This is a genomic window from Pusillimonas sp. MFBS29, from assembly GCF_020687695.1.
In the GTDB taxonomy this organism is placed as follows: domain Bacteria; phylum Pseudomonadota; class Gammaproteobacteria; order Burkholderiales; family Burkholderiaceae_B; genus Pusillimonas_C.
This window is the reverse complement of the sequence record NZ_JAJEWL010000002.1, coordinates 293481-319622: the sequence shown is the minus strand read 5'-3', so window position 1 is coordinate 319622 and position 26142 is coordinate 293481. Positions and strand designations below refer to the sequence as shown.

The following is a 26142-nucleotide window of genomic DNA, read 5'->3' as shown; positions in this document are numbered from 1 at the left end:
TTTGTCAAACGTGCACCAGTGTGCCTTCATCTCCGCCCGAAACTGCCCGTTTCAGGGCGCCGGACTTATTGATGGAAAATACCTTGATGGGCAACTTCTGATCACGGCAAAGCGCAAACGCCGTGGCGTCCATCACTTCCAGCCGGCGCACAATGGCTTCGTCGAAGCTGATGCGCGCATAGCGAGTGGCTTCCGGATCCTTGTTGGGGTCGGCGCTGTATATGCCGTCGACCTTGGTTGCCTTGAGTACGATTTCAGCACCGATTTCCGCGCCGCGCAATGCGGCCGCCGTATCGGTGGTAAAGAAAGGGTTGCCGGTGCCGGCGGCAAAGATAACAACCTTGCCTTCTTCCAGGTATCGCAATGCCTTCGGCCGTATATAGCGCTCGACGACCTGGTCGATATTCAGTGCAGACTGCACGCGGGCATCGATACCGCGGTTCTTGAGTGCATCTTGCAGGGCCAGGGCATTCATGACGGTCGCCATCATACCCATGTAGTCGGCCGTTGCGCGGTCCATGCCTTGTGCGCCAGGCGCAACACCACGGAAAATATTGCCGCCACCGATGACTATCGCCAGCTCGACGCCCATTGCGGCGACTTCGGCTATTTCTTCAGTCATGCGCAAGATGGTGGCGCGATTGATCCCAAACGCGTCTTCCCCCATCAGCGCCTCGCCGGAAAGTTTGAGAAGAACACGCTTATACGATCGGGTGGTCATAGGTAGTATCCCAGGTAAACAAACCAACGAGAGTTTAAGCCAGAGTCGGGCTTTCGTGATGCCGAAAGCCCGATTTTTTAGCCGAATGCGCTACTAAGCGTTACCGGCAGCGGCTGCGGCGACTTCTGCTGCGAAGTCTTCCGACTTTTTCTCTATGCCTTCACCCACGACATACAAGGCGTAGCGGGAAATACTGGCGCCTTTTTCCTTGAGCATCTGCTCAACGGTTTGTTTGTCGTTCTTGACGAACGGCTGGGACAGCAAGGTAACTTCTTTCAGGAACTTCTGGATCGAGCCTTCGACCATCTTGGTCACGATCTCGGCGGGCTTGCCCGATTCTGCGGCTTTCTGCTCGGCGACGGAGCGTTCGGCTGCAATGACTTCGGGGGCGACACCGCTGGCGTCCAGAGCCTTGGGCTTGGTCGCAGCAATGTGCATGGCCACGTCTTTGCCCACTTCTTCGGTACCGTTGATATCGACCAGTACACCGATCCGGCCACCGTGTACGTAGCTGGCCAGTTGGTTGGCTGTTTCGTAACGTTCAAAGCGACGCACGCTCATGTTTTCGCCAATTTTGCCGACCAGTGCGGCGCGAACGCTTTCGACGGTACCATCACGCATGGGCAGTTCACCCAGGGCAGCGACGTCGGCGGGATTCTTTTCGGTAATGAGCTCGGCCACTTCGTTGATGAAGCCGATGAAGTCGTCGTTCTTGGCAACAAAGTCAGTTTCACAATTGACTTCGACGACGGTTCCGCGTTTGCCGTCTGCGGCAATATGCAGGCCGATGAGGCCTTCAGCGGTAATACGTGTAGCAGCTTTGCTGGCCTTGTTGCCCAGCTTTACGCGGAGAATCTCTTCAGCACGCGCCAGATCGCCGTCGGCTTCGGTCAGTGCCTTTTTGCACTCCATCATGGGAGCGTCGGTTTTCTCGCGCAGTTCTTTAACCATGGATGCGGTAATTTGAGCCACTATTTTCTCCAGTTGACTAAAACACGCCCCGGCTGAACCGGGGCAGATGCAAAACAGGCGTTGGGGCTGCCCGCAAGAGCAGCCACGGCCCGGCGCTGGCCGGGCATTAACGCTTATTCGCGCTCTTCTTCGATCTCGACAAACTCTTCGTCGCCTTCGGCCAGCTCTTCGACCAGACCGTTCAGGTTCTGCTCGCGGCCTTCCAGTACAGCGTCAGCCATGCCACGCGCATACAAGGCAATAGCCTTGGCGGAGTCATCGTTACCAGGGATGACGTAGTCAACGCCGTCGGGCGAGTGGTTGGTATCAACAACGGCCACAACGGGAATGCCCAGCGTGCGTGCCTCGGCAACGGCAATTTTATGATAGCCAACGTCGATGACAAACAAAGCATCAGGCAGCGTGTTCATGTCTTTGATGCCACCAATGCCCTTGTTCAGCTTTTCGAGCTCACGTTCGAACATCAGCGCTTCTTTCTTGCTCATGCGCTCGGTTGCGCCTTCAGCAACTTGCGCTTCCATTTCTTTCAGACGCTTGACCGAAGTCTTGACGGTCTTGAAGTTGGTCATCATGCCACCCAGCCAGCGGCTGTCGACATAAGGCATGCCGCAACGTGCGGCTTCGGCGGCCACCAGCTCGCGTGCAGCGCGCTTGGTGCCAACGAACAGGATGTTGCCGCCACGTGCTGCCAGCTGGCGCACGAATTTGGCTGCTTCCTGATACTTGACGACGGTCTGTTCGAGGTTGACGATGTGGATCTTGTTACGGTGACCGAAGATGTACGGTGCCATCTTGGGGTTCCAGTAACGGGTTTGGTGGCCAAAGTGCACACCGGCTTCCAGCATTTCACGCATTAAAGACATTTGAATTCTCCAAGGGTTTGGTCTTGTGCCAGGCGTGTATCCGATATACTTTAATTACCGAACACCCTTTTGTCGCCCAACACGCGATTTTGGGTTCCCGGTAAACCGCTAGTGAAACCACTAGTGTTTCCCGGGGCAATGCTCTTCTTGAAATTCCAAGAAAGCCTATAATTCTACTATTTTTTCACCAATCAATTCAAGCCATCCATGAGCAGTCTCGTTACCGACCCTACAGATCTGAATAAAATGCGCGCCGCCTGCCAGGCCGCCGCCGCCACGCTGGACTACCTGGAGCCGCATGTACGCGCCGGAATCACCACGGGCGAACTCGACAGACTGTGCATGGATTTCATCACCAACGAGCTGAACGTCAAGTCCGCCACGGTGGGTTACGCGCCTCCTGGCTACACGCCCTTCCCCGCCTCCATCTGCACATCGGTGAACCATGTCATCTGCCATGGCATACCTGGCGACAAAGTTCTGAAGAACGGTGACATCATGAATATCGACGTCACGGTCATCAAGGACGGCTGGTTCGGCGACACCAGCCGCATGTACTACATAGGCGAGCCTTCCATCCTGGCGCGGCGCCTTACCGAAACCACCTACGAAAGCATGTGGCTGGGCATAGAGCAAGTCCGCCCCGGGGCAACCCTCGGAGACATCGGCCACGCCATACAGCAGCATGCCGAGAAAAACGGATTTTCGGTGGTGCGCGAGTACTGCGGCCACGGTGTAGGGCGCAAGTTTCACCAGGATCCCCAGGTCCTGCATTATGGCAAGCCCGGTGCAGGCCAGAAGCTCGAAGCAGGCATGATCTTCACCATCGAACCCATGCTCAATGCCGGCCGCAAGGAAATCCGCACCCTGGCCGATGGCTGGACGGTCGTAACCCGCGACCACAGCCTGTCCGCCCAATGGGAGCACAGCATTCTGGTAACCGACACGGGTTACGAGGTTCTGACTGTTTCCGAAGGCATGCGCGAGCCTCCTGCCCTGATCCGGGCAGTCTGATCCTGTATAAAGGCGACTCAACCATGCATGGGCAGGCAGTAGCCGACCTGCGCGACCAGCTGGCCGCCCGCAAGGCAGAAGCCATCGCCGCATTTCGCCAGCATCTGCGCCCCGATGCCCTGTTGACGGCACTGCGGCGCGCCACCGACCAGACCTTACGGGATCTGGTACGAATCTACCCCTTACCCGCCGGTGCGGCCCTGGTTGCCGTCGGCGGCTATGGGCGCGGGGAGCTGTATCCTTATTCTGATGTCGATGTGCTGATCCTGCTCAGCGAACAGCCCAGCAGCGAGAGCACACGCATGATAGAGGCTTTCGTGGCGGCCATGTGGGATCTGGGTGTCGAACCGGGCCACAGCGTGCGCACCATTTCCGAGTGCAGGCAGGAAGCCGCCAACGACATCACCGTGGAAACCTCGCTGATGGAAGCACGCTGGCTGCTGGGTAGCAAGAACCTTGTGGCACAGCTGCGCCATAGAATGCAGGAACAGCTCGACGCACAAACTTTTTTTCAGGCCAAGCGCTCGGAGATGCAGCAGCGCCATGCCCGCCACCAGGATACCCCCTATGCCCTGGAACCCAATTGCAAGGAAGCGCCCGGAGGGTTGCGCGACCTACAGGTGGTTCAGTGGCTGGCCCAGGCAGCCGGCCAGGGCCGTACCTGGCGTGAAATTGCCAAATCAGACCTTCTGACGGTGGCCGAGTTTCGGGCGCTGCGCCGTGCTGACCAGGCGTTCAAGCGGCTGCGCATCGAACTGCATCTGCTGGCCGGCCGGCGTGAAGATCGCGTTCTTTTTGACCTGCAGCCCAAACTTGCAGCCATTTACGGATTTGAGGCCAGCAAAACCCGCCGTCCCAGCGAAATCCTGATGCAGCGCTACTACTGGGCAGCTCGCGTGGTAAGCCAGCTCAATGCGATGCTTATGCAAAGCATAGAAGAGCTGCTGTTTCCCATGCCGGACGTTCAGATACGAAACATAGACGATCACTTCTGCATTGTCCGGAACCGCCTGAGCCTGCGTCGTGATGATGGCTTCGAGCGCAATCCGGCCTTGCTGTTCCGCGTCTTTCTGGTCATGCAGGAACGCCAGGAAATCGTCGGCATGTCGGCACAGGCGCTGCGCGCCATGTGGCATGCCCGCCGTCGCATCGATGCGCAATTCCGGCGCAATCCAGTAAACCGGCATCAGTTCATACAGATACTGCAACAGCCACGCGGTATCGTGCACGCCTTGCGGCGCATGACGATGATGAACATCCTGCCTCGTTATCTGCCGGTATTCCGGCGCATCGTCGGCCAGATGCAGCATGATCTGTTTCATGCCTATACGGTGGATCAGCATATTCTGATGGTCGTACGCAACCTGCGCCGCTTTACCATGCCCGAACATGCCCAGGAGTACCCGCTGGCCAGCCATCTGATTGCCAATTTTGACCGGCATTGGCTGCTCTACGTGGCTGCGCTGTTTCATGACATTGCCAAGGGGCGTGGCGGCGATCACTCCGAACTGGGTGCCATAGACGTACGCCGTTTCTGCAACGACCACGGCATAGACGGCGAAGACCGGGAGCTGGTCATCTTCCTGGTCAGACAGCACCTGCTGATGTCTACCGTCGCGCAAAAAAGAGACCTGAGCGACCCTGATGTGGTTCACGAGTTTGCGCGCTGCGTGCGCAATGAGCGTCAGCTCACGGCACTGTATTTGCTCACGGTCGCCGACATACGCGGCACCAGTCCCAAAGTCTGGAATTCCTGGAAAGGCAAGCTGCTGGAAGATCTGTATCAGCAGACCATTGCCGCCCTCGGCGGAGCAAAGCCCGATACCGGCACGGTGCTTGCCCAGCGCAAGGCGGCCGCCGCAACCGACATACGCCTGATGGGCTTGCGTGACGAAAGTCGCGATGCATTCTGGGACGAACTGGACGTAGCCTATTTCCTGCGGCATGAAGCCAGTGAAATAGCCTGGCACACCCGCCATCTGTACTACCGTGTGAACTCTCCCGAACCCGTGGTCAAGGTAAGAGTGCTGGGCCAGAATGAAGCCCTGCAGGTCATGGTCTACACCCAGGATCGCAAAGACCTGTTCGTGTCACTTTGCGCTTACTTCGACCACCGCTCCCTGAGCGTGCAGGACGCCCGCATACACACGACAAAGCATGGCTGGGCACTGGACAGCTTCGTCGTCTTGCTCCCGGCCCACGACAAGGATTACCGCTCCAACGCAACGTTGATCGAGCACGAGCTTTCCGGGCAGCTGCAGCAACCCTCCGAAGAAGGCGAGCGTCCAACCCGTCATGCCAGCTGGCGTCCTGGTTCACGTCGTGCCCGCGTATTTCCCATGATTCCCAACGTTGAGCTGCAACCCGACGAACGCAGTGCGTCCTGGCGTTTGTCAGTTACGGCCGCCGACCGGCCCGGTTTGCTGTACAACTTGTCCCAGGTTTTCGCCCAGCACGAGATCACCCTCAAGATGGCCAAGATCCTGACCCTGGGCGACCGGGTCGAAGACATTTTCATTATCGAAAGTGAATCATTGGCCCATCCGCGTGTCCAATTGCAATTCGAACGTAAACTGCTTGCCGCCCTGGATGCTTCCCAGCCCAGAAGCGCTGTACCTGCACTCACTCCAGCTACTGAATACACCGACTGACATGCCATCCAGAATCCTGCACCTGATCGCCCTGCTTTGCGTTGCTGCCCTGACATTCGCCCTGGTTTCCCAGCACGTGTTCGACATGCAACCCTGCGCCTGGTGTGTCTTGCAAAGACTGGTGCTGGTGGTGATCGCCCTGACCTGCTGGCTCGGCCTGCTGGCGGGCCGAATTGCCGCGGGCCTGCGACGCCTGGCCGGGATGCTGGTCACTCTGCTGGGCATATCTGGCGTCCTGGCCGCCTGGTATCAGTACACGGTGGCAGCGAAGATGTTTTCCTGCGACATGACGTTCGCCGACCGCTTCATGGTCAATAGCGGTCTGGATGCCAACGTCCCTTGGCTGTTCGGCATCTTTGCCTCGTGCATGGATGCCCGCGTTGATCTGCTGGGAATTGAATACGCCTTATGGAGCCTGGGCCTGTTCCTGGTCATCACAGCACTGGGCGTAGCCGCCCTGCTCATGCGCCCTGACCACGCCCCGGTCTGATCATTCGTAATCGTTATTGGCCGACATATCGTTGCTGGTGGCCATTTCACCGGCTTGAGGCCTTTGGCCACGGCTGGCACTGAGCCGTTCGAGATAGGCCTGGTCGATATCGCCGGTAATGTAGCGTCCGTTGAAGCACGACGACTCGAACTGTGTCATGGCCGGATTCAGGTCGCGTATGGATTGCTCCAGATCATGCAGGTCCTGGTAGACCAGACCATCGGCGCCAATTTCCCGTGCAATTTCCTCGGTATCTCGCCCGGTGGCAATCAGCTCGGCCTGTGTGGGCATGTCTATGCCATACACATTGGGGAAGCGCACCGCCGGCGCCGCTGAGGCGAAGTACACCTTGTTCGCACCGGCCGCCCTGGCCATATCGACAATTTCACGGCTAGTGGTGCCGCGCACGATGGAATCATCGACCAGCAGCACATTCTTGCCCCGAAATTCCATATCGATTGCACTGAGTTTCTGGCGCACTGACTTCTTGCGTACTGCCTGGCCCGGCATAATGAACGTACGACCAATATAGCGATTCTTGATGAAGCCTTCGCGGTAGCTCAGATCAAGTCGCGCTGCCAGCTGCATGGCAGACGGACGTGAAGAATCGGGTATGGGCATGACCACGTCGATATCGCCCAGACGCAAGGACTTGGCCACGTTATCGCCCAGATACTCGCCCATATTCAGCCTGGCATCGTAGATGGAAACACCGTCCATCAGGGAGTCCGGCCTTGCAAAATATACGTATTCAAATACGCAGGGGGTATGTACCGGATCCGTCGCACACTGGCGGCTGCTGACCTTGCCGTCCAGATCGATGAATACGGCCTCGCCGGGTGCAACGTCACGCTGCAGGGTAAAGCCGCAACCGGTCAGGGCCACGGACTCGGAGGCGAACATCCATTCAGCGCCCTGCCCGGTCTCGTTCGAGCCCATGCATAGCGGCCTGATTCCATGAGGGTCGCGAAATGCGACCATGCCGTAATTGGCAATCTGTGCAATCACGGCATAAGCACCTTTAGCGCGTCTGTGCACCGATGCCACCGCCTTGAAAATAGCGTCTTCATCGAGTGCGCCGCCGCTGGCGGCCAGGTGCAGCTCGTGAGCGAACACATTGAGCAGGACTTCGGAGTCGGAATTGGTATTGATATGGCGCCGGTCTATGCGGAACAACTCTTCGCGCAATTCACGCCAGTTGGTCAGGTTGCCGTTGTGCACAAATGTAATGCCGAAAGGCGCATTGACATAAAAAGGCTGGGCCTCGTCTACGCTCTCGCTGGATCCTGCCGTGGGGTAACGTACCTGGCCCAGGCCGCTGCAACCAGGTAATGCGCGCATGTTGCGTGTGCGGAAAACATCGCGCACCAGGCCATGGGCCTTGAACATATTAAAGAACTGCTCTTGTGCGGTGGCTATGCCCGCTGCGTCCTGGCCACGGTGCTGCAACAAAAGCAGACTATCGTAAATCAGCTGATTTACAGGGGTTTTGGCGGCAACCCCAACAATTCCACACATTTTACTTTCCTGAAAAGGATATCAATAAGGTAACCATGACGACAAGGACGGAGGCAGCATCAGCTTGATCTGTTGCAGGCCCTGGACAACCAGGCCTGAAAATTTGGCGTCGCGCCACCAGGGCTCGGCTGGCAGCTCGGTATAACCGGCCAACGCCACCAATACCAATACGATCAGCGCACCCCGCAACAAACCGAATAAACCGCCCAGCCCATGATCGGCCTGACCCAGGCCGGTTTTGTTAATAAGCGTGGTCAGCGTGATGTTGACCAACCCTACCAGCAGCATCATGACGATGAATACCACGCCATAGGCAACCGCCGTTCGCAACAAGTTGTTTTCAATCAGATTAGTGAGCCAGATCGATACTTCGGGGCCCCACCAGATGGCTGACAGAAACGCCACCACACAGGCCAGCAACGACAAGACTTCCTTGACCAGGCCGCGCAGCAACCCCAGGACGGCCGACGCGCCCAGGATGGCCAACACCAGGTAGTCGAAGCTGGTCACTTGGTGGAAATAAAGCCGTTGTCATATCCCAGCGCCCGCAACCGGGCCTGTGCCGCCTGCGCGGCTTCCTGCGAGGGGAAAGGCCCCACCCGCAGGCGATAAGTTGGCTTGCCGCCGGAGGTGGCTTTCTCAACATAAGTGTTGGTCACGCCCGCAGAAATGAGCCGATCGCGCCGGACATTTGCATCGTCCTGGTTGGTGTAGGCCGCGATCTGCAGTATGTAGTTTCCTGCAGAAGGTGCAGGTTTGCTGGCCGCGGGGCTGCGCCCTTCCAGCAAGGCAATGGCGACCGAGCCGTCGTCGGTACGTTCGGTTTGGGGTTTGCTTGGCTTGGGGGCTGGCGCCGGAGCAGGCTTGGCCGGTTCAGGCTCAGGCCTGGACGGTTCGGGCTTGGCCGGCTCGGGTGTGGCCGGTTCAGACTCGGCAGGTGCCGGCTCAGGTTTAGGTTCTTCCGGAGCTGGTTCAGGCTGCGCCGGCTCGGGTTGCTGAACAGTGCCACTGCCCGGATCCTGGACTACAGTGCCGGCATTGGCTGGCGTATTGGTGCCGGATACATCGGGAGCCGTGGGAGCAAGCGCCACATTATTATCGGTGGCCGGCGGAACTATGGCGGGTACCACAACGGGTGTGCGGACCTCTTCCTCGGGTACGGAAGAATCGAAAAGCATGGGTACGACGATAACGGCCGCCAGCACCAGCGCCAACGCCCCAATCAGCCTGCGTCGTGCACGACCACGCAATTCGTTGGCCTGAGCTTCACTGGACAATGATGCGCGCGATGTGGGCCGGCGACCGGAATCAGAAGCGGCCTCTTTACGTGAGAACAATCCCATGGAGCAAAAACCTATTGTAAAAACCTGCGGCTACCTGACCCACCCGAACCTGATGCACCTGCCAATTCCGGGCAGGACACCGGTTCAGGCCCTTCCCAACGCCTGAAGAACCGGGCCAACTGTTGCAAAAGAACCGAACACGAGAATTCTATCATTGTCGCTGGCTTGCTTCCGCGCTTCTGTAAAGGCTTGTTCCGGATTTTCGAAACTGGAAACGGTTACTGTTGCGGCTTTCACCGGCGCCACGGGCTGTGCCCTGACCCCGGGACGGTCACTCGTTTCCCTTTCGTCGGTCTGGGTGCGCCGGGCCTCAATGCTGTTGTCCACCATAGAGGGGACGGCGGCAGTACCGGCTACTACTTTGCGAACAATACCAGCCAGTTCTTCGCCCGATAATCCCCTGGCACCAGGCAGACTGGCGCAATACCAGCGATCGACACGATGAGCCAGTTTGCTTACAACATTTGCAATGTCTTTGTCGTTGAGCATGCCCAGTACGGCGTGCGTATGAGGGAAATATCCCATGGCATCGAGATTCTGCCCCAACGCTGCAGCGGCGTGCGGGTTATGCGCCACATCCAGAATAATGGTGGGTGTTCCGGGCAGTATCTGCAGGCGACCAGGCAACTGAACCTGAGACAGACCGATGCGAACCGCCTGCTGAGGAACCACCAGCTTGGGGCGCAAGGCCTCGAGAGCCGCCAGCGCCGCCGACGCGTTCAGCAACTGATTGGCACCGCGCAGGCCGGGATACGCCATACCGCTGCGTCGCTGGCCGCGGCCACCGTATGCCCACTGCTGCCGATCTCCGGAATAGTTGAAATCCTTGCCGAACAACCACAGATCAGCCTGTATCTGTTCCGCGTAATCAATAATGCTTTGCGGTGGAACCGGGTCGGCACAGATGGCCGGGCGACCGGGACGGAATATATGGGCCTTCTCGAAGCCGATTTTTTCCCGGGTGTCTCCGAGGTAATCGGTATGATCAAGATCGACGCTGGTAATAATGGCGCAGTCTGTGTCGACCATATTCACGGCATCGAGGCGTCCGCCAAGTCCGACCTCAAGAATGGCAACATCCATTTTTTGCTGCTCGAACAACATCAGGGCAGCCAATGTTGTGTACTCGAAATAGCTTAATGTCGTACTGCCACGCGCCTGCTCTATCCGGACAAACTGCTCGATAATCTGCTCGTCGCTGGCGAAGTCGCCATTGATGCGTATGCGTTCGTTGAAGTCGACCAGATGCGGCGAGGTATAGGTACCCGTCTTATATCCCGAGGCCAGCAGAATGGCTTCAAGCATGGCGCAGGTTGAGCCTTTGCCATTGGTGCCGCCCACTGTAATCTTGACATAAGGCAGCGCTAGATTCAGTTTATCGGCAACTGCGCGTATGCGTTCAAGACCGAGATCGATGGCAGTACTGTGAAGCGACTCAAGATAGCTCAGCCAGGCTTGCAAGCCTGCGGTCTGGCCAGGAATGGACATGGACATGTGTGTTGCTTATAGAAAAACCAAGGGCAGATGCCAATGTTAGCACCTGCCTTTCAAATCGTTGCGCGGACCAGCCTTCAGGATGGCCCGCGCCACTGCCCGGGCACCCGGGCTATTTGCGCCGCACGGGCGGCAAATCGGTACAACTGCCCTCGGCAACCTCGGCGGCCATGCCGATGGACTCGCCCAGCGTCGGGTGCGGGTGTATGGTTTTACCGATGTCGACTGCATCGGCGCCCATTTCTATAGCCAGTGCCACTTCACCTATGAGATCACCAGCATGGGTACCGACAATGCCGCCACCCACGACCCTATGCGTCTCGGCGTCGAAAAGCAGCTTGGTAAAGCCCTCTTCGCGCCCGTTGGCAATCGCACGACCCGACGCGGCCCAGGGGAAGACGCCTTTGGTGACGGCAATGCCTTCCTTCCTGGCTTCGTCTTCAGTCAGGCCTACCCATGCCACTTCCGGATCGGTATAGGCAACCGAAGGAATCACGCGGGCATCGAAGAAGCTTTTCTCGCCAGCGATGACTTCAGCAGCAACATGGCCTTCATGCACCGCCTTGTGAGCCAGCATGGGCTGGCCGACAATATCACCGATGGCATAGATGTGTGGCACATTGCTGCGCATCTGGGCATCAACCTGTATGAAGCCACGATCGGTAACCGCCACACCGGCTTTGTCGGCACCCAGCTTCTTGCCATTGGGCGTACGCCCCACTGCCTGCAGCACCAGATCGTAACGCTGCGCTTCCTTGGGTGCATTCTTGCCTTCGAATGTAACCCAGATACCATCGTCGCGGGCCTCGGCACCCACCGTTTTGGTATCGAGCATGATGTTGTCAAAACGATCAGCATTTTTCTTTTGCCAGACCTTGACCATGTCACGGTCGGCGCCCTGCATCAGGCCGCTTTGCATTTCCACGACATCCAAGCGCGCGCCCAGCGCGGAATATACCGTGCCCATTTCAAGCCCGATGATGCCGCCGCCTACGATCAGCATTTTCTTGGGAATGCCGGACAGCAGCAAGGCGCCGGTAGAGTCGACGACACGAGGGTCTTCGGGAAGAAATGGCAGCTTTACCGACTGGCTGCCCGCAGCAATAATGGCCGAACCAAACTTGACGGTCCGGGTCGTGCCGTCTTGACCGGTTACGGTCAGATGATGCGGATCGGCGAACTCGCCGACGCCTGTCAGTACGGTGACCTTGCGGGCCTTGGCCATGCCGGCCAGACCACCGGTCAGCTTGGCAACGACACCGTCTTTGTAGCCACGCAGTGCGTCAAGATCGATCTTGGGTTCGCCAAAGGAAATTCCATGAGCGGACAGTGACTGCGCTTCCTCGAGCACCGATGCCATATGCAGCAAGGCCTTGGACGGAATGCAGCCTACATTCAGACAAACTCCGCCTAAGGTGGCATAGCGCTCGACCAGCACAACCGAAAGCCCCAGATCGGCGGCCCTGAACGCTGCAGAATAACCACCGGGGCCTGCACCCAGCACCAGGACGTCGCAGCTATGCTCGGCCGAACCGGAAAAACTTGCTGCCGCTGCAGTGCTGGCCGGTGCTGTGTTGCTGGCCGGCGCCTCAGGTGGCGCCGAGGCAGTTGCGGGCTTGGTGCCAGTGCTGTCGGATGCGGGAGTACCGGACGCCGCAGCAACTTCTTCGATCTGGACAATAGGCGAGCCTTCGCTGACCTTGTCACCGACCTTGACCAGCACAGCCTTCACCACCCCCGCCTTAGCGGCCGGGATCTCCATAGACGCCTTGTCGGATTCCACCGTGATCAGGCTTTGTTCAGCCTTGATGCTGTCGCCCACGGCAACCAGCACCTCGATGACATCCACCTCGTTGACGTCACCGATGTCGGGCACATTCAATTCCGTTGTGCTCATGTGGCCTCCTTATAGGGCAATGCGGCGGAAATCGGCCAGCAGGCTGCCCAGATAGGCATTGAAACGCGCCGCGGCAGCACCATCAATGACGCGATGGTCGTATGACAATGACAAAGGCAACATGAGGCGGGGCTCGAATTCCTTGCCATTCCAGACCGGAGCATGGGCCGAGCGCGACACACCCAGAATAGCGACTTCAGGCGCATTGATGATGGGCGTGAACGATGTGCCACCTATACCGCCCAGAGACGATATAGAGAAGCAACCGCCCTGCATCTGGCTGGGCGAGAGCTTGCCTTCGCGTCCGAGCTTGGCCAGTTCCGAGGTCTCGGTAGCCAATTCGAATATGCCCTTCTGGTCGGCGTCGCGGATCACCGGCACCACCAGCCCATTGGGTGTATCTGCAGCAAAACCGATATGGTAGTACTGCTTCAGGATCAGATTGTCGCCATCCAGCGAGGCATTGAACTCAGGGAACTTCCTGAGCGCAGCCACAACCGCCTTGATCAGGAAGGCCAGCATCGTGACCTTGACGCCCGATTTCTGGTTTTCCTTGTTAAGCGTCTGACGCAATTCTTCCAGCTCGGTGATGTCAGCCACGTCGTTATTGGTGACGTGGGGAATCATGACCCAGTTGCGATGCAGGTTTGCACCGGAAATCTTCTTGATGCGCGACAGCGGTTTGGTCTCGATAGAGCCATACTTGGCGAAGTCAACCTTGGGCCAGCCCAACACGCTCAGGCCGCCTTCCGTACCCCCAACCGGAGCAACCGAGGCGCCGGCTCCCACGGACAAGGCACCTTTGACAAACTGCTGTACGTCTTCCTTGGTAATGCGGTTCTTTGCACCCGAACCCTTGACCGTGGCCAGGTTCACGCCCAGCTCCCGCGCAAACTTGCGCACCGATGGAGAGGCATGCGGCAGGTTGCGCGATGGAACATCGGCCTGCGCATAGGCGGCCGTCGGCGAATGGCGCTCGGGTGGAACCGACGCCATGCTGCCTGCGGCCGGCGCTGCGGCTGCTGCTTGTTCAGGCGCTTCGGCCTTTGCAGGCGCTGCAGGCGTTTCAGCTGCAGCAGACGGTTGTGATTGCGCAGCCGGTGCCTGCTCATCGGCAGCCTGAATCTCAACGATTTCCGAGCCTTCGTTAACCTTGTCACCCAGCTTGACCTTGACGGCCGTGACCACTCCTGCACGCGAAGCAGGAACCTCCATGGAGGCCTTGTCGGATTCGACGGTAATCAGGCTTTGTTCGACGGCGATCGTGTCACCCACCGCTACCATGATTTCTATCACCTCGACGTCGGTGGCGTCACCGATATCGGGCACGACAATGGTGGCCCGCTCGCCATCTTGCGATGCCGGGGCGGCTGCAGGCTCCGCCTTCGCCTTGGTTTGGGGCTGGCCGGCAGGTTCGGACTGCTGACTTTGCGCCTTGGCTGGCTTGTCTTCTTTCGCGCTGGCCGCGGCTCCTTCCTGAACTTCAATCAGCAAAATGACTGAACCTTCCTGGACCTTGTCGCCCACCTTGACGGACAGCGACTTGACCACGCCGGCTTGCGAAGACGGAATTTCCATGGAGGCCTTGTCGGACTCCACCGTAATCAGGCTTTGCTCTGCTGCTATCGTGTCACCCTCGGATACCAGCACCTCGATAACGTCCACCTCTCCCGAATCACCGATATCCGGGACTTTCACTTCAATGGTATTGCTCATGTTCGTGTCCCCCTTCAGGCGTGGTGCGGGTTGGCTTTTTCAGGATTGATGCCATACTTTTTGATGGCTTCGGCAACCTTGGCCATAGGCAGCTTGCCCTCATCGGCCAACCCGCGCAAAGCGGCCAGCACCACAAAGTGACGATCAATTTCAAAGTGCTCACGCAGCTTGTAGCGGAAGTCCGAGCGACCAAAACCGTCGGTTCCCAACACTTTGAAGACCCGGTCTTTAGGCATGAACGGCCGGATCTGGTCGCCGTAGGCCTTCACATAGTCGGTCGAGACAATGATGGGGCCGGTGGTGTCCTGCAGCTTCTGGGTAACGTACGGAACCGGTGCCTTGGTATCTTCAGGATGAAGCATGCTGTAGCGCTCGCAATCCATACCGTCACGGCGCAGTTCGGTGAAGCTGGTTACGCTCCAGAGATCTGAACCCACGCCCCAATCGCTGGAGAGCAGCTCTTGTGCTGCCAGTACTTCACGCAAAATCGTGCCCGAGCCCATAAGCTGAACGCGCAGCTTGTTGCTTTCGTCTTGCGACTTGAACTTGTACATACCACGCACTATGCCCTCTTCGTCGCCGGCCTTCAGACCAGGCTGGGGATAGTTCTCGTTCATGACGGTAATGTAATAGAACACATTCTCCTGGTTCTCTACCATGCGTTTCAGGCCGTCCTGAATGATCACGGCGAGCTCGTGCCCGAACGTTGGATCGTAAGAAACGCAATTGGGGATCAGTGCCGACATGATGTGGCTGTGTCCGTCTTCGTGCTGCAGGCCTTCGCCGTTGAGCGTCGTGCGTCCTGCCGTACCGCCGAGCAGGAAGCCGCGTGCCTGCATGTCACCCGCTGCCCAGGCCAGATCGCCAACGCGCTGGAAACCGAACATCGAGTAATAAATGAAGAACGGAATCATGATCCGGTTGTTGGTGGAATAGGATGTGGCGGCGGCAATCCATGAGCTGAATGCGCCGGCCTCGTTGATCCCTTCCTGCAGCAATTGACCATTTTCAGTTTCGCGGTAGTACATCACCTGGTCTTTGTCCACGGGGGTGTACTTCTGCCCTTCAGGCGCATAGATGCCGATCTGGCGGAACAGACCTTCCATACCAAAGGTACGGGATTCATCAGCCAATATGGGCACCACGCGCGAAGTGAGATCCTTGTCGCGCAGGATCTGGTTCAGTATGCGTACGAAAGCCTGGGTGGTCGAAATCTCACGGCCCTCGGCAGTGGGTTCCAGCACGGGCTTGAACGCTTCCAGCTTGGGCGCGATAAGGTGCTCGTCGGCCTTTTCACGACGCTTCGGCAAGTATCCGCCCAGTGCCTTGCGGCGCTCGTGCAGATACTTCATTTCCGGCGAGTCTTCAGCCGGCTTGAAATACGGCAGCTCTTCGAGCTTGTCGTCGGGAATAGGAATATTGAAGCGGTCGCGGAATTCACGCACCGAATCCATATCGAGTTTCTTCTGCTGGTGCGTGGGATTCTTGGCCTGGCCTACGTGCCCCATGCCGTAGCCCTTGATGGTCTTGGCCAGAATAACCGTGGGTTGCCCGGTGTGATCGGTGGCTGCCTTGAAGGCGGAATAAACCTTGTAAGGATCGTGGCCACCGCGATTCAGACGCCAAACGTCTTCGTCGCTCATGCGACTGACCATTTCCAGCAGCTTGGGGTGCTTGCCAAAGAAGTGCTCGCGCACAAACTTGCCGTCGTGCGCCTTGTAGGCCTGATACTCGCCGTCGACGGATTCTTCCATGACGCGTCGCAGAATGCCTTCCTTGTCGCGGGCAAGAAGCGGATCCCAGTAGCCGCCCCAGATCAGTTTGATGACGTTCCAGCCGCTGCCGCGGAAGTCGCCTTCAAGTTCCTGGATGATCTTGCCATTGCCGCGCACAGGGCCGTCCAGCCGCTGCAGGTTGCAGTTAATGACAAAGATAAGGTTGTCGAGCTTCTCGCGCGAGGCCAGGCTGATGGCGCCCAGGGATTCGGGTTCGTCCATTTCACCGTCGCCGCAGAACACCCAGACCTTGCGCTTGCTGGTGTCGGCAATGCCGCGCGCATGCAGATACTTGAGGAAGCGGGCCTGGTAAATGGCCATCAGTGGGCCAAGGCCCATGGACACCGTAGGAAACTGCCAGAAATCCGGCATGAGCTTGGGGTGCGGATAGGAAGACAGGCCTTTGCCATCGACTTCCTGGCGGAAATTGTTAAGCTGCTCGTCGGTCAGGCGCCCTTCAAGATAGGCACGGCCATAAATGCCGGGCGAAGAGTGGCCCTGGAAATAAACCAGGTCACCGCCGTGATCGGGGGTTTCGGCATGCCAGAAATGATTCTGGCCACAACCTATCATGGTTGCCAGCGAAGCGAATGACGCAATGTGGCCGCCCAGATCGCCACCATCGGGCGGGTTATGGCTATTGGCCTTGACCACCATGGCCATGGCATTCCAGCGCACGTACGAGCGGATGCGCTCTTCCAGCACCAGATTGCCCGGATGTGCGGGCTCGAGTCCGGGAGGAATGGTATTGACGTACGAGGTATTCGGAGAAAACGGTATGTAGGCGCCGGAGCGTCGTGCCAGATCGATCAATCGCTCGAGCAGGAAATGTGCACGCTCCGGCCCTTCCCGATCAAGGACGGCCTCGAGCGCTTCGAGCCATTCCTTGGTTTCCAGAGCGTCGTCATCGACGTTCGTTTTATTATTTACTTGATCAAGAGAGGACATAAGCTGTCTCCTGGTTGAGATGGCGGAGTCGGATACGAAAGCTGGCAACAACCTTCACGTTATACCTGAATAACTACCGAATGCGTATAGCCGTGCGGGGCCAGCGGTATCCCCGAATGGTTCAATTCTAGGAAAGAGCTTGAATATGCACAAGCAAAATTTCATTTTATGGTATGAATTTTTATAATGTGAAATAATGTCGATGTCGTTACAGTCTAAAATGCCTGTAGCAATTGACCTGCGCAAGCCTTTTGCAAGCGCTCGAACCTGAAATCATGGCGACTCCTTCCAAGAAATCCCTGATACCGACCACGTTTTACGACCAGGCGAATCATCCGCGCCGCGGCTTCTATTGGCTGACGCCGGTCATCGTGCTGATCCTGTACCTGTGTGTCATGGGCGTATTCGTCTGGCTGCAGCAATTGCATAACGACAGCGTCATGTTCGTCACCATAGATCAGGAAACGCGCCAGCAGCGCCTGCTCATGGTGGTGGCCGCCCTATCACTGGTCATCGTTCTCAGCCTGCTGGCGCTCTGGCGCTACACGCGCTTTCGCACGCGGGCCGAAGCCGCCCTGATTGCGGAAACGGGATTTCGGCGTGCCATGGAAAACTCCATGTCCACGGGCATGCGGGTCTTCGACATGCACGGACGCATTGCCTACGTGAACCCGGCGTTCTGCCGCATGATAGGCTGGAACGAAGCCGACCTGATCGGACGCACAACACCTTTTCCCTATTGGCTGCCGGGCCGGCATGCCCAACACCAGGAAACCCTGGATCTGCTTTTGTCCGGACGCACTCCCAGCAGCGGCCTGGAAGTCGAGGCCCAGCGGCGCGATGGCTCGCGCTTTACTGCACGCATGTATGTCTCGCCGCTGCGCGACCCGAACGGCGAGCAGATAGGCTGGATGACTTCCATGACCGACATTACCGAGCCCAAGCGCATACGCGAAGCACTCACCGCCGCGCACGAGCGCTTCATGACGGTGCTCGAAGGGCTGGATGACGCGATCTCGGTGGTGGCCGACACCAGCGACGGTCTGGAACTGCTCTTTGCCAACCGCACCTACCGGCGCTTTTTCGGTGCGCAATCCAACGGCCACGCCGAGCTGCTGGGTGGCCGCCTGGGAAGATTCACCGACGAAACCGTAGAGACCTTCTCGGATTCCGCCCAGCGCTGGTTCGAAGTGCATCACCGCATACTGGCATGGACCGACGGTCGTCGCGTTCGCCTGCAAGTGGCACGCGACATCACCGAAAGGCGTACTCACGAAGAGGCATCCCGCGTTCAGCAGGAAAAAATCCAGCTCACCAGCCGCCTGACCACCATGGGTGAAATGGCCTCATCGCTGGCGCACGAATTGAATCAGCCACTAACGGCCATCAGCAACTACAACATGGGCGCCGTCGCCATGCTCAAGTCTGGCAACGCCAATCCCGAGCGCTTGCTGGAAGCGCTGGAAAAGGCGGCTAACCAGGCCGAACGGGCCGGCAAGATCATCAGCCGCATACGCGAGTTCGTCAAGCGCAGCGAGCCCCGTCGCCAGCCGGTGCCGATGATGCGCATCGTTGACAATGCGGTAGGTTTTGCCGACATTGACGCGCGCAAACGCCAGGTCGACATTCAGCTCGACCTGCCCGAACACATTCCCGATGTACTGGCCGACCCCATACTTATAGAGCAGGTATTATTGAACCTGCTTAAAAATGGGGTTGAGGCCATGGAAAGCAGCGACTACCGCACCCTGCATCTGGTTATTACAGATCAAGGCGCCCTGGTTGAAATCGCGGTTATCGACCGCGGTCACGGCCTGCGCGACCCTGAACGCCTGTTCGAGCCCTTCTACAGCACCAAATCCGAAGGTTTGGGCATGGGGCTGAACATCTGCCGTACTATTATCGAATCGCATCATGGCCGTCTATGGGCCAGCGAGAATCCAGAAGGCGGTACTATCTTCCGTTTCACCCTGCCTTGCGCCAAGCCACAAGCGAACAGCACAACAGAAAATCCCCAGGAGTTGAATGCATGACTACATCTCAAGCACCGAGCACTGTTTTTATCGTTGATGACGACGAAGCGGTACGCGACTCATTACGCTGGCTGCTGGAAGCCAACGGTTACCGCGTCCGGAGCTTCAGCGGTGCTGAAGAATTCCTGCATGCTTACGAACCCGACCAGGTAGGCGTGCTCATCGCCGATGTGCGCATGCCCGGCATGAGCGGACTCGAGCTCCAGGAAGAGCTCAACCAGCGCGGCGCCCCGCTGCCCATCGTGTTCATCACCGGACACGGCGACGTTCCCATGGCGGTGTCCACCATGAAGAAAGGTGCCGTGGATTTTCTTGAAAAGCCATTTAACGAAACTGACCTGCGTACCATTGTCGCCCGCATGCTTGAACAAGCCACCGAGCGCGTGAATCAAGCCCAGGCCCAGAAGAATCATCAGGCCGTGCTCAGTCGCCTGACGGCCCGCGAACAGCAGGTACTGGAACGCATCGTTGCCGGCCGACTGAACAAGCAGATTGCCGGCGACCTGAACATCAGCATCAAGACGGTCGAAGCTCACCGCGCCAACATCATGGAAAAACTTGAAGTAACCACCGTGGCCGACCTGATGAAGATCGCCCTGACCAAAGAGACCGCAGCATGAGTGCAAGCATCATCGATGGCAAAGCTTTATCCGAAGCCGTCAAGTCTGAAGTATCCACCCGCGTCCAGGCCTTGAAAGCACGTGGCATCACGCCCGGCCTCGCCGTTGTCCTGGTCGGCGAAGACCCCGCTTCGCAGGTTTATGTACGAAACAAGGCTGCGGCATGCGAAAAGGCCGGCCTGAATTCGCGAGTCATCCGGCTCGACGGTGATATCACTGAAGACGCCCTGCTCGACATCGTGCGCGAGCTCAATACCGACAACGAAATTCACGGCATACTGGTTCAGCTGCCGTTGCCACGCCACATGAATTCGGCGCGGGTCATCGAAACCATTGCGGCCGAAAAAGACGTAGACGGCTTTCACATCAGCAATGCAGGTCTGCTCATGACCGGTCAACCGCTGTTCCGCCCCTGCACGCCTTACGGCGTCATGAAGATGCTGGAATCCGAAAATGTGTCGCTGTGGGGCGCCGAAGCAGTGGTGGTAGGCGCAAGCAATATTGTGGGTAAACCCATGGCCATGCTTATGCTGGCCGCCGGAGCCACGGTCACGCTGTGCAACTCCAAGACACGCGATCTTGCAGCGCAAACGCGTCGTGCCGACGTTCTCGTGGTCGCAACCGGCAAACCAGGCATGGTCACGGGCGACATGATCAAGCCCGGCGCCACCGTTATCGATGTTGGCATCAATCGTACCGAGCAAGGCAAACTGGTAGGCGACGTCGATTTCGAATCCGCCGTCAAGGTAGCCGGCCGCATCACACCCGTTCCGGGCGGTGTCGGCCCCATGACCATCGCCATGCTGTTGGTCAACACGCTGGAAGCTGCCGAGCGCAGCGCCGCCTGAACGCAATACACAACACGGTAGCAATGACTCAAAATCCCCTTCTGTTCCCAATTTCCGAACTGATCGACTACGCCGCAATCAGGCCCGAGCATATCGAGCCTGCCATCAGCATGCTCATCGAAGAAAGCCGGCAGGCTGTCGAAGCATGCGCGCAGCCTGCCCTGGCTCCCACCTGGGATGCGATCATTGAGCCATTGGAAGACACCACCGGGAAACTCTGGCGGGCCTGGTCCGTCGCGGGCCATCTGAACGCGGTGGTGAATACTCCTGAACTGCGCGCGGCCTACAACCAATGCCTGCCCTTGGTTACCGAGTTTTCCACCTGGGTCGGGCTGCATACCGGTCTGTATACGCAGTACAAACGCCTGAAGGATGCTCCCGAATACGCCCGGTTGCCGGCAGTACGCCGGCGCATCATAGATCTCGCCCTGCGCGATTTCCGGCTCGGCGGCGTCGAGCTGCAAGGCAAGGCGCGCGAACGTTACGCAGAAATCTCCGATCAGCAGGCACAGGCGTCCCAGAAATTTTCCGAGCATGTGCTCGATTCGGTCGATCAGTGGTCTTTGCTCTTGACCGATGAGGCACGGCTGGCAGGCTTGCCCGCCGATGTCGTGCAGGCCGCGCACGATGCAGCCAAGGCCGACGGCCAGGACGGCTGGAAGCTGACGCTCAAGATGCCCTGCTACCTGCCTGTCATGCAGAACGCCCTCGACCGTCAGTTGCGCCAGGACATGTATCGCGCCTACTCGACCATTGCGTCTGAGCAAGGCCCCGCCGAACTGGATAACTCGGCGCTGATAGAACAATTACTTGCATTGCGCGCCGAAGAGGCGGCATTGTTGGGCTACAGCAGCTACGCCAGTCTGCGGCTGGAAACACGCATGGCCGACAACGCCGGCCAGGTGCTGGATTTTCTGCGCGAACTGGCAGCCAAGGCCAAGCCGCATGCCACCCGCGATCTGGCTGAGTTGCGTAAATTCGCCGCAGACCAGCTCGCCTTGAGCGATCTGCAACCCTGGGATATCGCCTTTGCGTCGGAGCGTCTGCGCGAAGCCCGCTACGCGTATTCTGAAGAAGAAATCAAACAATACTTTACCGAACCGCAGGTATTGACCGGCCTCTTCCATGTAGTCACCAGCCTGTTCAACGTGCAATTAAGGCCCAGCCACGCACCCACCTGGCATGCCGACGCACAGGCTTATGAAGTCATATCGGCTCAGGACGAGGTGCTGGGCACCTTGTACATGGATTTGTATGCCCGCCAAGGCAAGCAAAGCGGCGCATGGGTCGACAGCGAACGCAGTCGTCGCCGTCTGGGCCAGGCCATTCAGACCCCCGTGGTCTACCTGACCTGCAACTTTTCACGCGGACACAATGGCAAGCCCGCCCTGTTGACGCACGACGATGTCATTACCCTGTTCCACGAAAGTGGCCATGCCTTGCACGCCTTGCTGTCGCAGGTCGATGACCCTGGTGCCTCAGCTTTCGCTAGTGTGGAATGGGACGCCATCGAGCTTCCATCACAGTTCATGGAGAATTTTTGCTGGGAATACAAGGTCATCCAGAGCCTGTCCGCCCACGTCGAAACAGGCCGGCCGCTGCCACGCGAGCTGTACGACAAACTCCTGTCGGCGCGCAACTTCCAGGGCGGGATGCAGATGGTACGGCAGCTGGAGTTCTCACTGTTCGACATGCTGATTCACGACCAAGCCCAGGGCCTGTCCATGACGGCCGTGCTGGAACAGCTTAACCAGGTGCGCCAGGAAGTCGCTGTACTCTTTCCCCCCTCCTGGAATCGCTTCCCGCACAACTTCTCGCATTTGTTTGCCGGAGGCTATGGTGCGGGCTACTACAGCTACAAATGGGCTGAAGTGCTGTCGGCCGATGCCTATGCCGCATTCGAAGAGAACAGTCCCGCCGTTGCTCCCGGGCAGCCGCGCGACACCCTGGACGCAGCAACCGGCCAACGCTTCCTGGACGAAATCCTGGCGGTAGGCGGATCACGCCCGGCCGCAGACTCGTTCAGGGCATTCCGGGGGCGTGAACCTTCAATCGATGCGCTGCTGCGCCACAGCGGCATGGCCGAGGCCGCTGTATAAGCGGCTGGCCTATAATCATCAGGTTCTACTGCCTGTTTCTGTCGTGACTGCCATGCGTATCATTCATCGTTTCTTTCTCAGCCTGCTGGCCGGCGTATTGCTGGCCGGTACCTCTGCTGCCCAGGCCGAAACTGCCTTGCACAGTGTGCGCGGCTTCCTGCCAGACCTGGAATTCACATTACAGGCAGCCGGCAACAAGACCGTCACCGAAGAAGATCTCAAGGGCAGTACCGTGATGCTGTTCTTTGGCTACGCCAGTTGCCCCGACATTTGCCCCACAACCATGGCGCAACTGTCGCAAGTCATGAACGAGCTGGGCGAGCAGGCCGACAAGGTGCGCATCGTATTCATCAGCGTCGATCCGCATCGTGATACACCGGACATCCTGCAAGCGTATGTGAATGCCTTTGACAGCGGCGCCATGGGCCTGACGGGCACTGAAAAACAGGTAGCTGCCGTGGCTCGCCGCTACCGGGTGGCATTCCAGATTGAAAAGCCGTCTGCCGACAATCCCAACAATTATGAAGTCGCCCACAGCCGTGGCGTGTATATTTTCGACGCGAACGGCAAGGCACGCTACCTGGCGGCAGATACCGAGTCGGTCGAAGTGCTCACGGCCGGGGTGAAAACCCTGCTGGAGCAGCAGGGATAATTGGCGGGACTCGGGGTTCGGCTCAATTATGATGCAGCGGCCGCAGCACAGCGGTTGCATGGTCCCTTGATATTCATGACGCAGCACGGGGGGTGTCTGGGGCCGGGCTGCGGCGACTTCCGGGGCTGAGCGAGCCGGAAGCGAAGGAAGCCCGAATGGGCGTACGAGCGAGGCGATGCGGCGTTCGGCGCGCAGGCGCCGAACCAGTCACGGGGAGCAAAGCCCAGCCCCAGACACCCCCGTGCGTCAATAAATACCAAGGGACCATGCAGCCGCTGTGCGTCAACAAATACCAAGGGATCATGCAACCGCTGTGCGTCTAAAAAACACGCAATCACCCTTCAAGCGTTATTGACCGCCTGATCCCCCTCGCATACCTGCTCCAGCTCTGCCTCCACCAGTTTCCTGGCGCAATCCCTCAACGCCGTACGTAACCCCTCTTCCACCACAGGATGGTAGAAAGGCATCTTCAGCATCTCGGCAACCGTCAGCTTCTTCTGCACCGCCCAGGCCAGCAAATGCGCGATGTGCTCCATGGCCGGGCCTGCCATCTCGGCCCCCAGGAATCGACCATCACGCACGCTTGCGTACACACGCAACTTGCCCCGGTTCTTAAGCATGACCCGAGAGCGCCCTTGGTTTCTGAAATCGACCTCGCCTATGGCCACTCCCTGGGCCGGCAGGTCTTTGTACCGCACGCCCGCCTGGGCCAGTTGCGGGTCGGTAAACACTACAGCCATTGGAGCGCGACGCTGTGCCGGCTGCACATTGGGATAAGACGCTGCGTTATCTCCGGCGAATTGGCCATCGTCGGCCGCCTCGTGCAATAGCGGCAGCACACCATTGACGTCACCGGCAATAAAAATCGGGCTGGTGCCTATCTGCAAGGTAGCCGCATCGTACTCAGGCATACCCTTGTCGTCGAGCGTGGCCGACGTATTGTGCAGGTCCAATGCCTTAAGATTGGGTCGACGTCCTGTGGCGACCAGCAAATAATCAACACTGGCGGTGTGTTCTTCACCATTCTCCGCCTGGTAGACGACCTCCAGCTGCTCACCTGCGCGACGCACGCTTTTGATTTCCGCATTCAGCTCAAGAGCAAGCTCGTCCAGGAAAGCTGCAGCCGCACTGGCCCTGACTTCCGGATCAGTGATCCCGCCCACCCCGCCACTGCGATTCACAATCGTGGTCTGGACGCCCAGGCGTGCCAGGGCCTGCCCCAGCTCCAGCCCTATTACACCCGAACCCACCACCATCACGCTTGCAGGCAGGTCGTCCCAGTAGAAAACATCGTCGTTTACGATGACCCGGTCCCCTCCGGAGCGGTAGGCGTCGGGCACAAAAGGCGAGGACCCGGTGGCAATAACAATGCTGCCGGCGGTGATCTCGGTATGGTCATCCACCTGAAGCACCGTATCAGACAGGAATCGGGCATAACCGCTGACCTTCTCGTCGGCGGGAATGCCTTCCACACTGTCCAGTACAAACCCGACAAAGCGGTCGCGTTCTCGCTTGACGCGATCCATGACCTGTTTGCCGTCTATGCGAACGCTGCCCTGTATGTGAACACCAAAGGGCGCCGCGTTAGCCGCCGTGTGAGCGGCCTCGGCAGCGGCAATCAACAGCTTGGAGGGCATGCAACCGACGCGGGCACATGTGGTGCCGTGCTGTCCGCCTTCGATAAGTATGGCTTGTTTTCCGGCCTTCTTGGCCGCACGATAGGCAGACAGCCCTGCCGTGCCGGCGCCAATAATGGCAACATCAGTCTTCAATTGCTTCATTGCGCGTGCTCCGGTAATAAGTTCAAGGCAGGCGCCGCTGCTCAACGCGCATCACAAGACCATGATCTTGCAAGAAACGCAGACCTCAGTTACCCGTCCAGGTGTTCACAAACTCGCCGTGATCCGGCCTGGCCAGCAACTGCGGCGCACTGATGGGCGTACCGAGCGCGACATACCCCATGAAACGATAGTCCAGACTATCGTAACCCAGAGCCTCGGCTACTTCTTCCACATAGGTACCAATACCGGTACTCCAGAAAGCCCCATAGCCCAGCATGTGGGCCGCATTCAGAATATTGGTGACTGCGGCGCCTGTGGCCAGCATACGCTCATGTTCCGGTATCTTGGTATTGGAATGATCAAGACGACATGCCACGGCAATCAATAGCGGAACCCGGGACAGCCAGTTACGCGTGCTGGTTTCTTTTTCAGGGGTCAGCGGCAGACCGGCAGCCTTGATCGACGCCATTGCCAGGTCAGCAAAACGACCGATGGATTCCTGGCGGATCAGGGTAAAGCGCCAGGGCCGAAGCTGTCCATGATCAGGTGCCGACATGGCCGCCTGCAAAATCTGTGCGAGTTCGTCTTCATTGGGCCCGGGAGCCTGGACAAACTTGCATGAGCGCCGGGATAAAAGATAGTCTAGAGCCGTTGCAGACATTAGTAAGCTTCCTGTTTGAATCACATGACTTACTCTTATACCAGAG

The 26142-nt window shown here is 58.3% G+C and carries 20 protein-coding genes; 8 read left to right on the top strand and 12 right to left on the bottom strand.

The genetic code is table 11. The features are described from left to right. Positions 1-4 precede the first annotated feature (4 nt). From pyrH to rpsB, 3 genes are all read right to left on the bottom strand, one after another. Entirely contained in the window at positions 5-721 is a 717-nt protein-coding gene (gene pyrH / locus LKR43_RS04115) for a UMP kinase (protein ID WP_227682593.1), read from the bottom strand. Positions 722-814: 93 nt separating this feature from the next. Then, positions 815-1693, bottom strand: a complete 879-nt coding sequence (gene tsf, locus LKR43_RS04110; protein ID WP_227682592.1) for a translation elongation factor Ts — start codon at positions 1691-1693, stop codon at positions 815-817. Positions 1694-1806: 113 nt separating this feature from the next. Continuing rightward, positions 1807-2556 (bottom strand): 30S ribosomal protein S2, encoded by a 750-nt coding sequence (rpsB, locus tag LKR43_RS04105; RefSeq protein ID WP_227682591.1) that lies wholly within the window; start codon positions 2554-2556, stop codon positions 1807-1809. Between the two features lie 207 nt (positions 2557-2763). Between rpsB and map the strand changes: the two genes are divergently transcribed. From map to LKR43_RS04090, 3 genes are read left to right on the top strand one after another with little or no spacing between them, the layout of a single operon-like run. After that, positions 2764-3570: a type I methionyl aminopeptidase gene (gene map, locus LKR43_RS04100; RefSeq protein WP_227682590.1), complete on the top strand. Its 807-nt coding sequence runs from the start codon at positions 2764-2766 to the stop codon at positions 3568-3570. A gap of 23 nt (positions 3571-3593) precedes the next feature. After that, positions 3594-6221, top strand: coding sequence for a [protein-PII] uridylyltransferase (locus LKR43_RS04095; RefSeq protein ID WP_227682589.1), 2628 nt, complete (start codon positions 3594-3596; stop codon positions 6219-6221). A 1-nt stretch (position 6222) separates the two neighbouring features. Next, on the top strand, positions 6223-6711 hold the full coding sequence (locus tag LKR43_RS04090) for a disulfide bond formation protein B (RefSeq protein ID WP_227682588.1): 489 nt from the start codon (positions 6223-6225) through the stop codon (positions 6709-6711). Here LKR43_RS04090 and purF read toward each other — a convergent pair whose 3' ends face one another. The 7 genes from purF to aceE all read right to left on the bottom strand — a co-directional run bounded on the left by purF (position 6712) and on the right by aceE (position 17402). Next, the gene (gene purF / locus LKR43_RS04085) at positions 6712-8229 is read right to left on the bottom strand and encodes an amidophosphoribosyltransferase (protein WP_227682587.1); all 1518 of its coding nucleotides are present in this window, start codon (positions 8227-8229) and stop codon (positions 6712-6714) included. It abuts the gene before it with no gap. A 21-nt stretch (positions 8230-8250) separates the two neighbouring features. Beyond that, positions 8251-8739 (bottom strand): CvpA family protein, encoded by a 489-nt coding sequence (locus tag LKR43_RS04080; RefSeq protein ID WP_227682586.1) that lies wholly within the window; start codon positions 8737-8739, stop codon positions 8251-8253. Then, on the bottom strand, positions 8736-9572 hold the full coding sequence (locus tag LKR43_RS04075; RefSeq protein ID WP_227682585.1) for an SPOR domain-containing protein: 837 nt from the start codon (positions 9570-9572) through the stop codon (positions 8736-8738). Before LKR43_RS04075 ends, LKR43_RS04080 begins: the two co-directional genes overlap by 4 nt. Positions 9573-9656: 84 nt before the next feature. Then, on the bottom strand, positions 9657-11066 hold the full coding sequence (folC, locus tag LKR43_RS04070) for a bifunctional tetrahydrofolate synthase/dihydrofolate synthase (RefSeq protein ID WP_227682584.1): 1410 nt from the start codon (positions 11064-11066) through the stop codon (positions 9657-9659). A gap of 112 nt (positions 11067-11178) precedes the next feature. Then, positions 11179-12963: a dihydrolipoyl dehydrogenase gene (lpdA, locus tag LKR43_RS04065; protein WP_227682583.1), complete on the bottom strand. Its 1785-nt coding sequence runs from the start codon at positions 12961-12963 to the stop codon at positions 11179-11181. Positions 12964-12972: 9 nt separating this feature from the next. Further along, positions 12973-14679 carry a dihydrolipoyllysine-residue acetyltransferase gene (gene aceF / locus LKR43_RS04060; protein WP_227682582.1) on the bottom strand — a complete coding sequence of 569 codons (1707 nt, stop codon included), beginning with the start codon at positions 14677-14679 and terminating at the stop codon, positions 12973-12975. A gap of 14 nt (positions 14680-14693) precedes the next feature. Beyond that, positions 14694-17402 carry a pyruvate dehydrogenase (acetyl-transferring), homodimeric type gene (gene aceE, locus LKR43_RS04055; RefSeq protein ID WP_227682581.1) on the bottom strand — a complete coding sequence of 903 codons (2709 nt, stop codon included), beginning with the start codon at positions 17400-17402 and terminating at the stop codon, positions 14694-14696. 275 nt (positions 17403-17677) lie between these two features. Here aceE and LKR43_RS04050 point away from each other — a divergent pair, with 275 nt between their 5' ends. Genes LKR43_RS04050 through LKR43_RS04030 form a run of 5 tightly spaced genes read left to right on the top strand, consistent with a single transcriptional unit; the run spans position 17678 to position 23654 of the window. Then, on the top strand, positions 17678-19435 hold the full coding sequence (locus tag LKR43_RS04050; protein ID WP_227682580.1) for a PAS domain-containing sensor histidine kinase: 1758 nt from the start codon (positions 17678-17680) through the stop codon (positions 19433-19435). Continuing rightward, entirely contained in the window at positions 19432-20055 is a 624-nt protein-coding gene (locus LKR43_RS04045; RefSeq protein WP_227682579.1) for a response regulator transcription factor, read from the top strand. Before LKR43_RS04050 ends, LKR43_RS04045 begins: the two co-directional genes overlap by 4 nt. Further along, positions 20052-20903 (top strand): bifunctional methylenetetrahydrofolate dehydrogenase/methenyltetrahydrofolate cyclohydrolase FolD, encoded by an 852-nt coding sequence (gene folD, locus LKR43_RS04040; RefSeq protein WP_227682578.1) that lies wholly within the window; start codon positions 20052-20054, stop codon positions 20901-20903. The genes LKR43_RS04045 and folD overlap by 4 nt, the downstream gene beginning before the upstream one ends. Before the next feature lie 23 nt (positions 20904-20926). Further along, the gene (locus LKR43_RS04035) at positions 20927-23002 is read left to right on the top strand and encodes a M3 family metallopeptidase (protein WP_227682576.1); all 2076 of its coding nucleotides are present in this window, start codon (positions 20927-20929) and stop codon (positions 23000-23002) included. 52 nt (positions 23003-23054) lie between these two features. Next, on the top strand, positions 23055-23654 hold the full coding sequence (locus tag LKR43_RS04030) for an SCO family protein (protein ID WP_227682575.1): 600 nt from the start codon (positions 23055-23057) through the stop codon (positions 23652-23654). A gap of 341 nt (positions 23655-23995) precedes the next feature. Here LKR43_RS04030 and LKR43_RS04025 read toward each other — a convergent pair whose 3' ends face one another. Together LKR43_RS04025 and LKR43_RS04020 are read right to left on the bottom strand one after the other, a co-directional pair. Next, complete coding sequence (locus LKR43_RS04025; protein WP_227682573.1) at positions 23996-25435, bottom strand: dihydrolipoyl dehydrogenase; 1440 nt, start codon at positions 25433-25435, stop codon at positions 23996-23998. An 85-nt stretch (positions 25436-25520) separates the two neighbouring features. Continuing rightward, positions 25521-26096 (bottom strand): nitroreductase, encoded by a 576-nt coding sequence (locus LKR43_RS04020; RefSeq protein WP_227682572.1) that lies wholly within the window; start codon positions 26094-26096, stop codon positions 25521-25523. Positions 26097-26142: the final 46 nt, after the last annotated feature.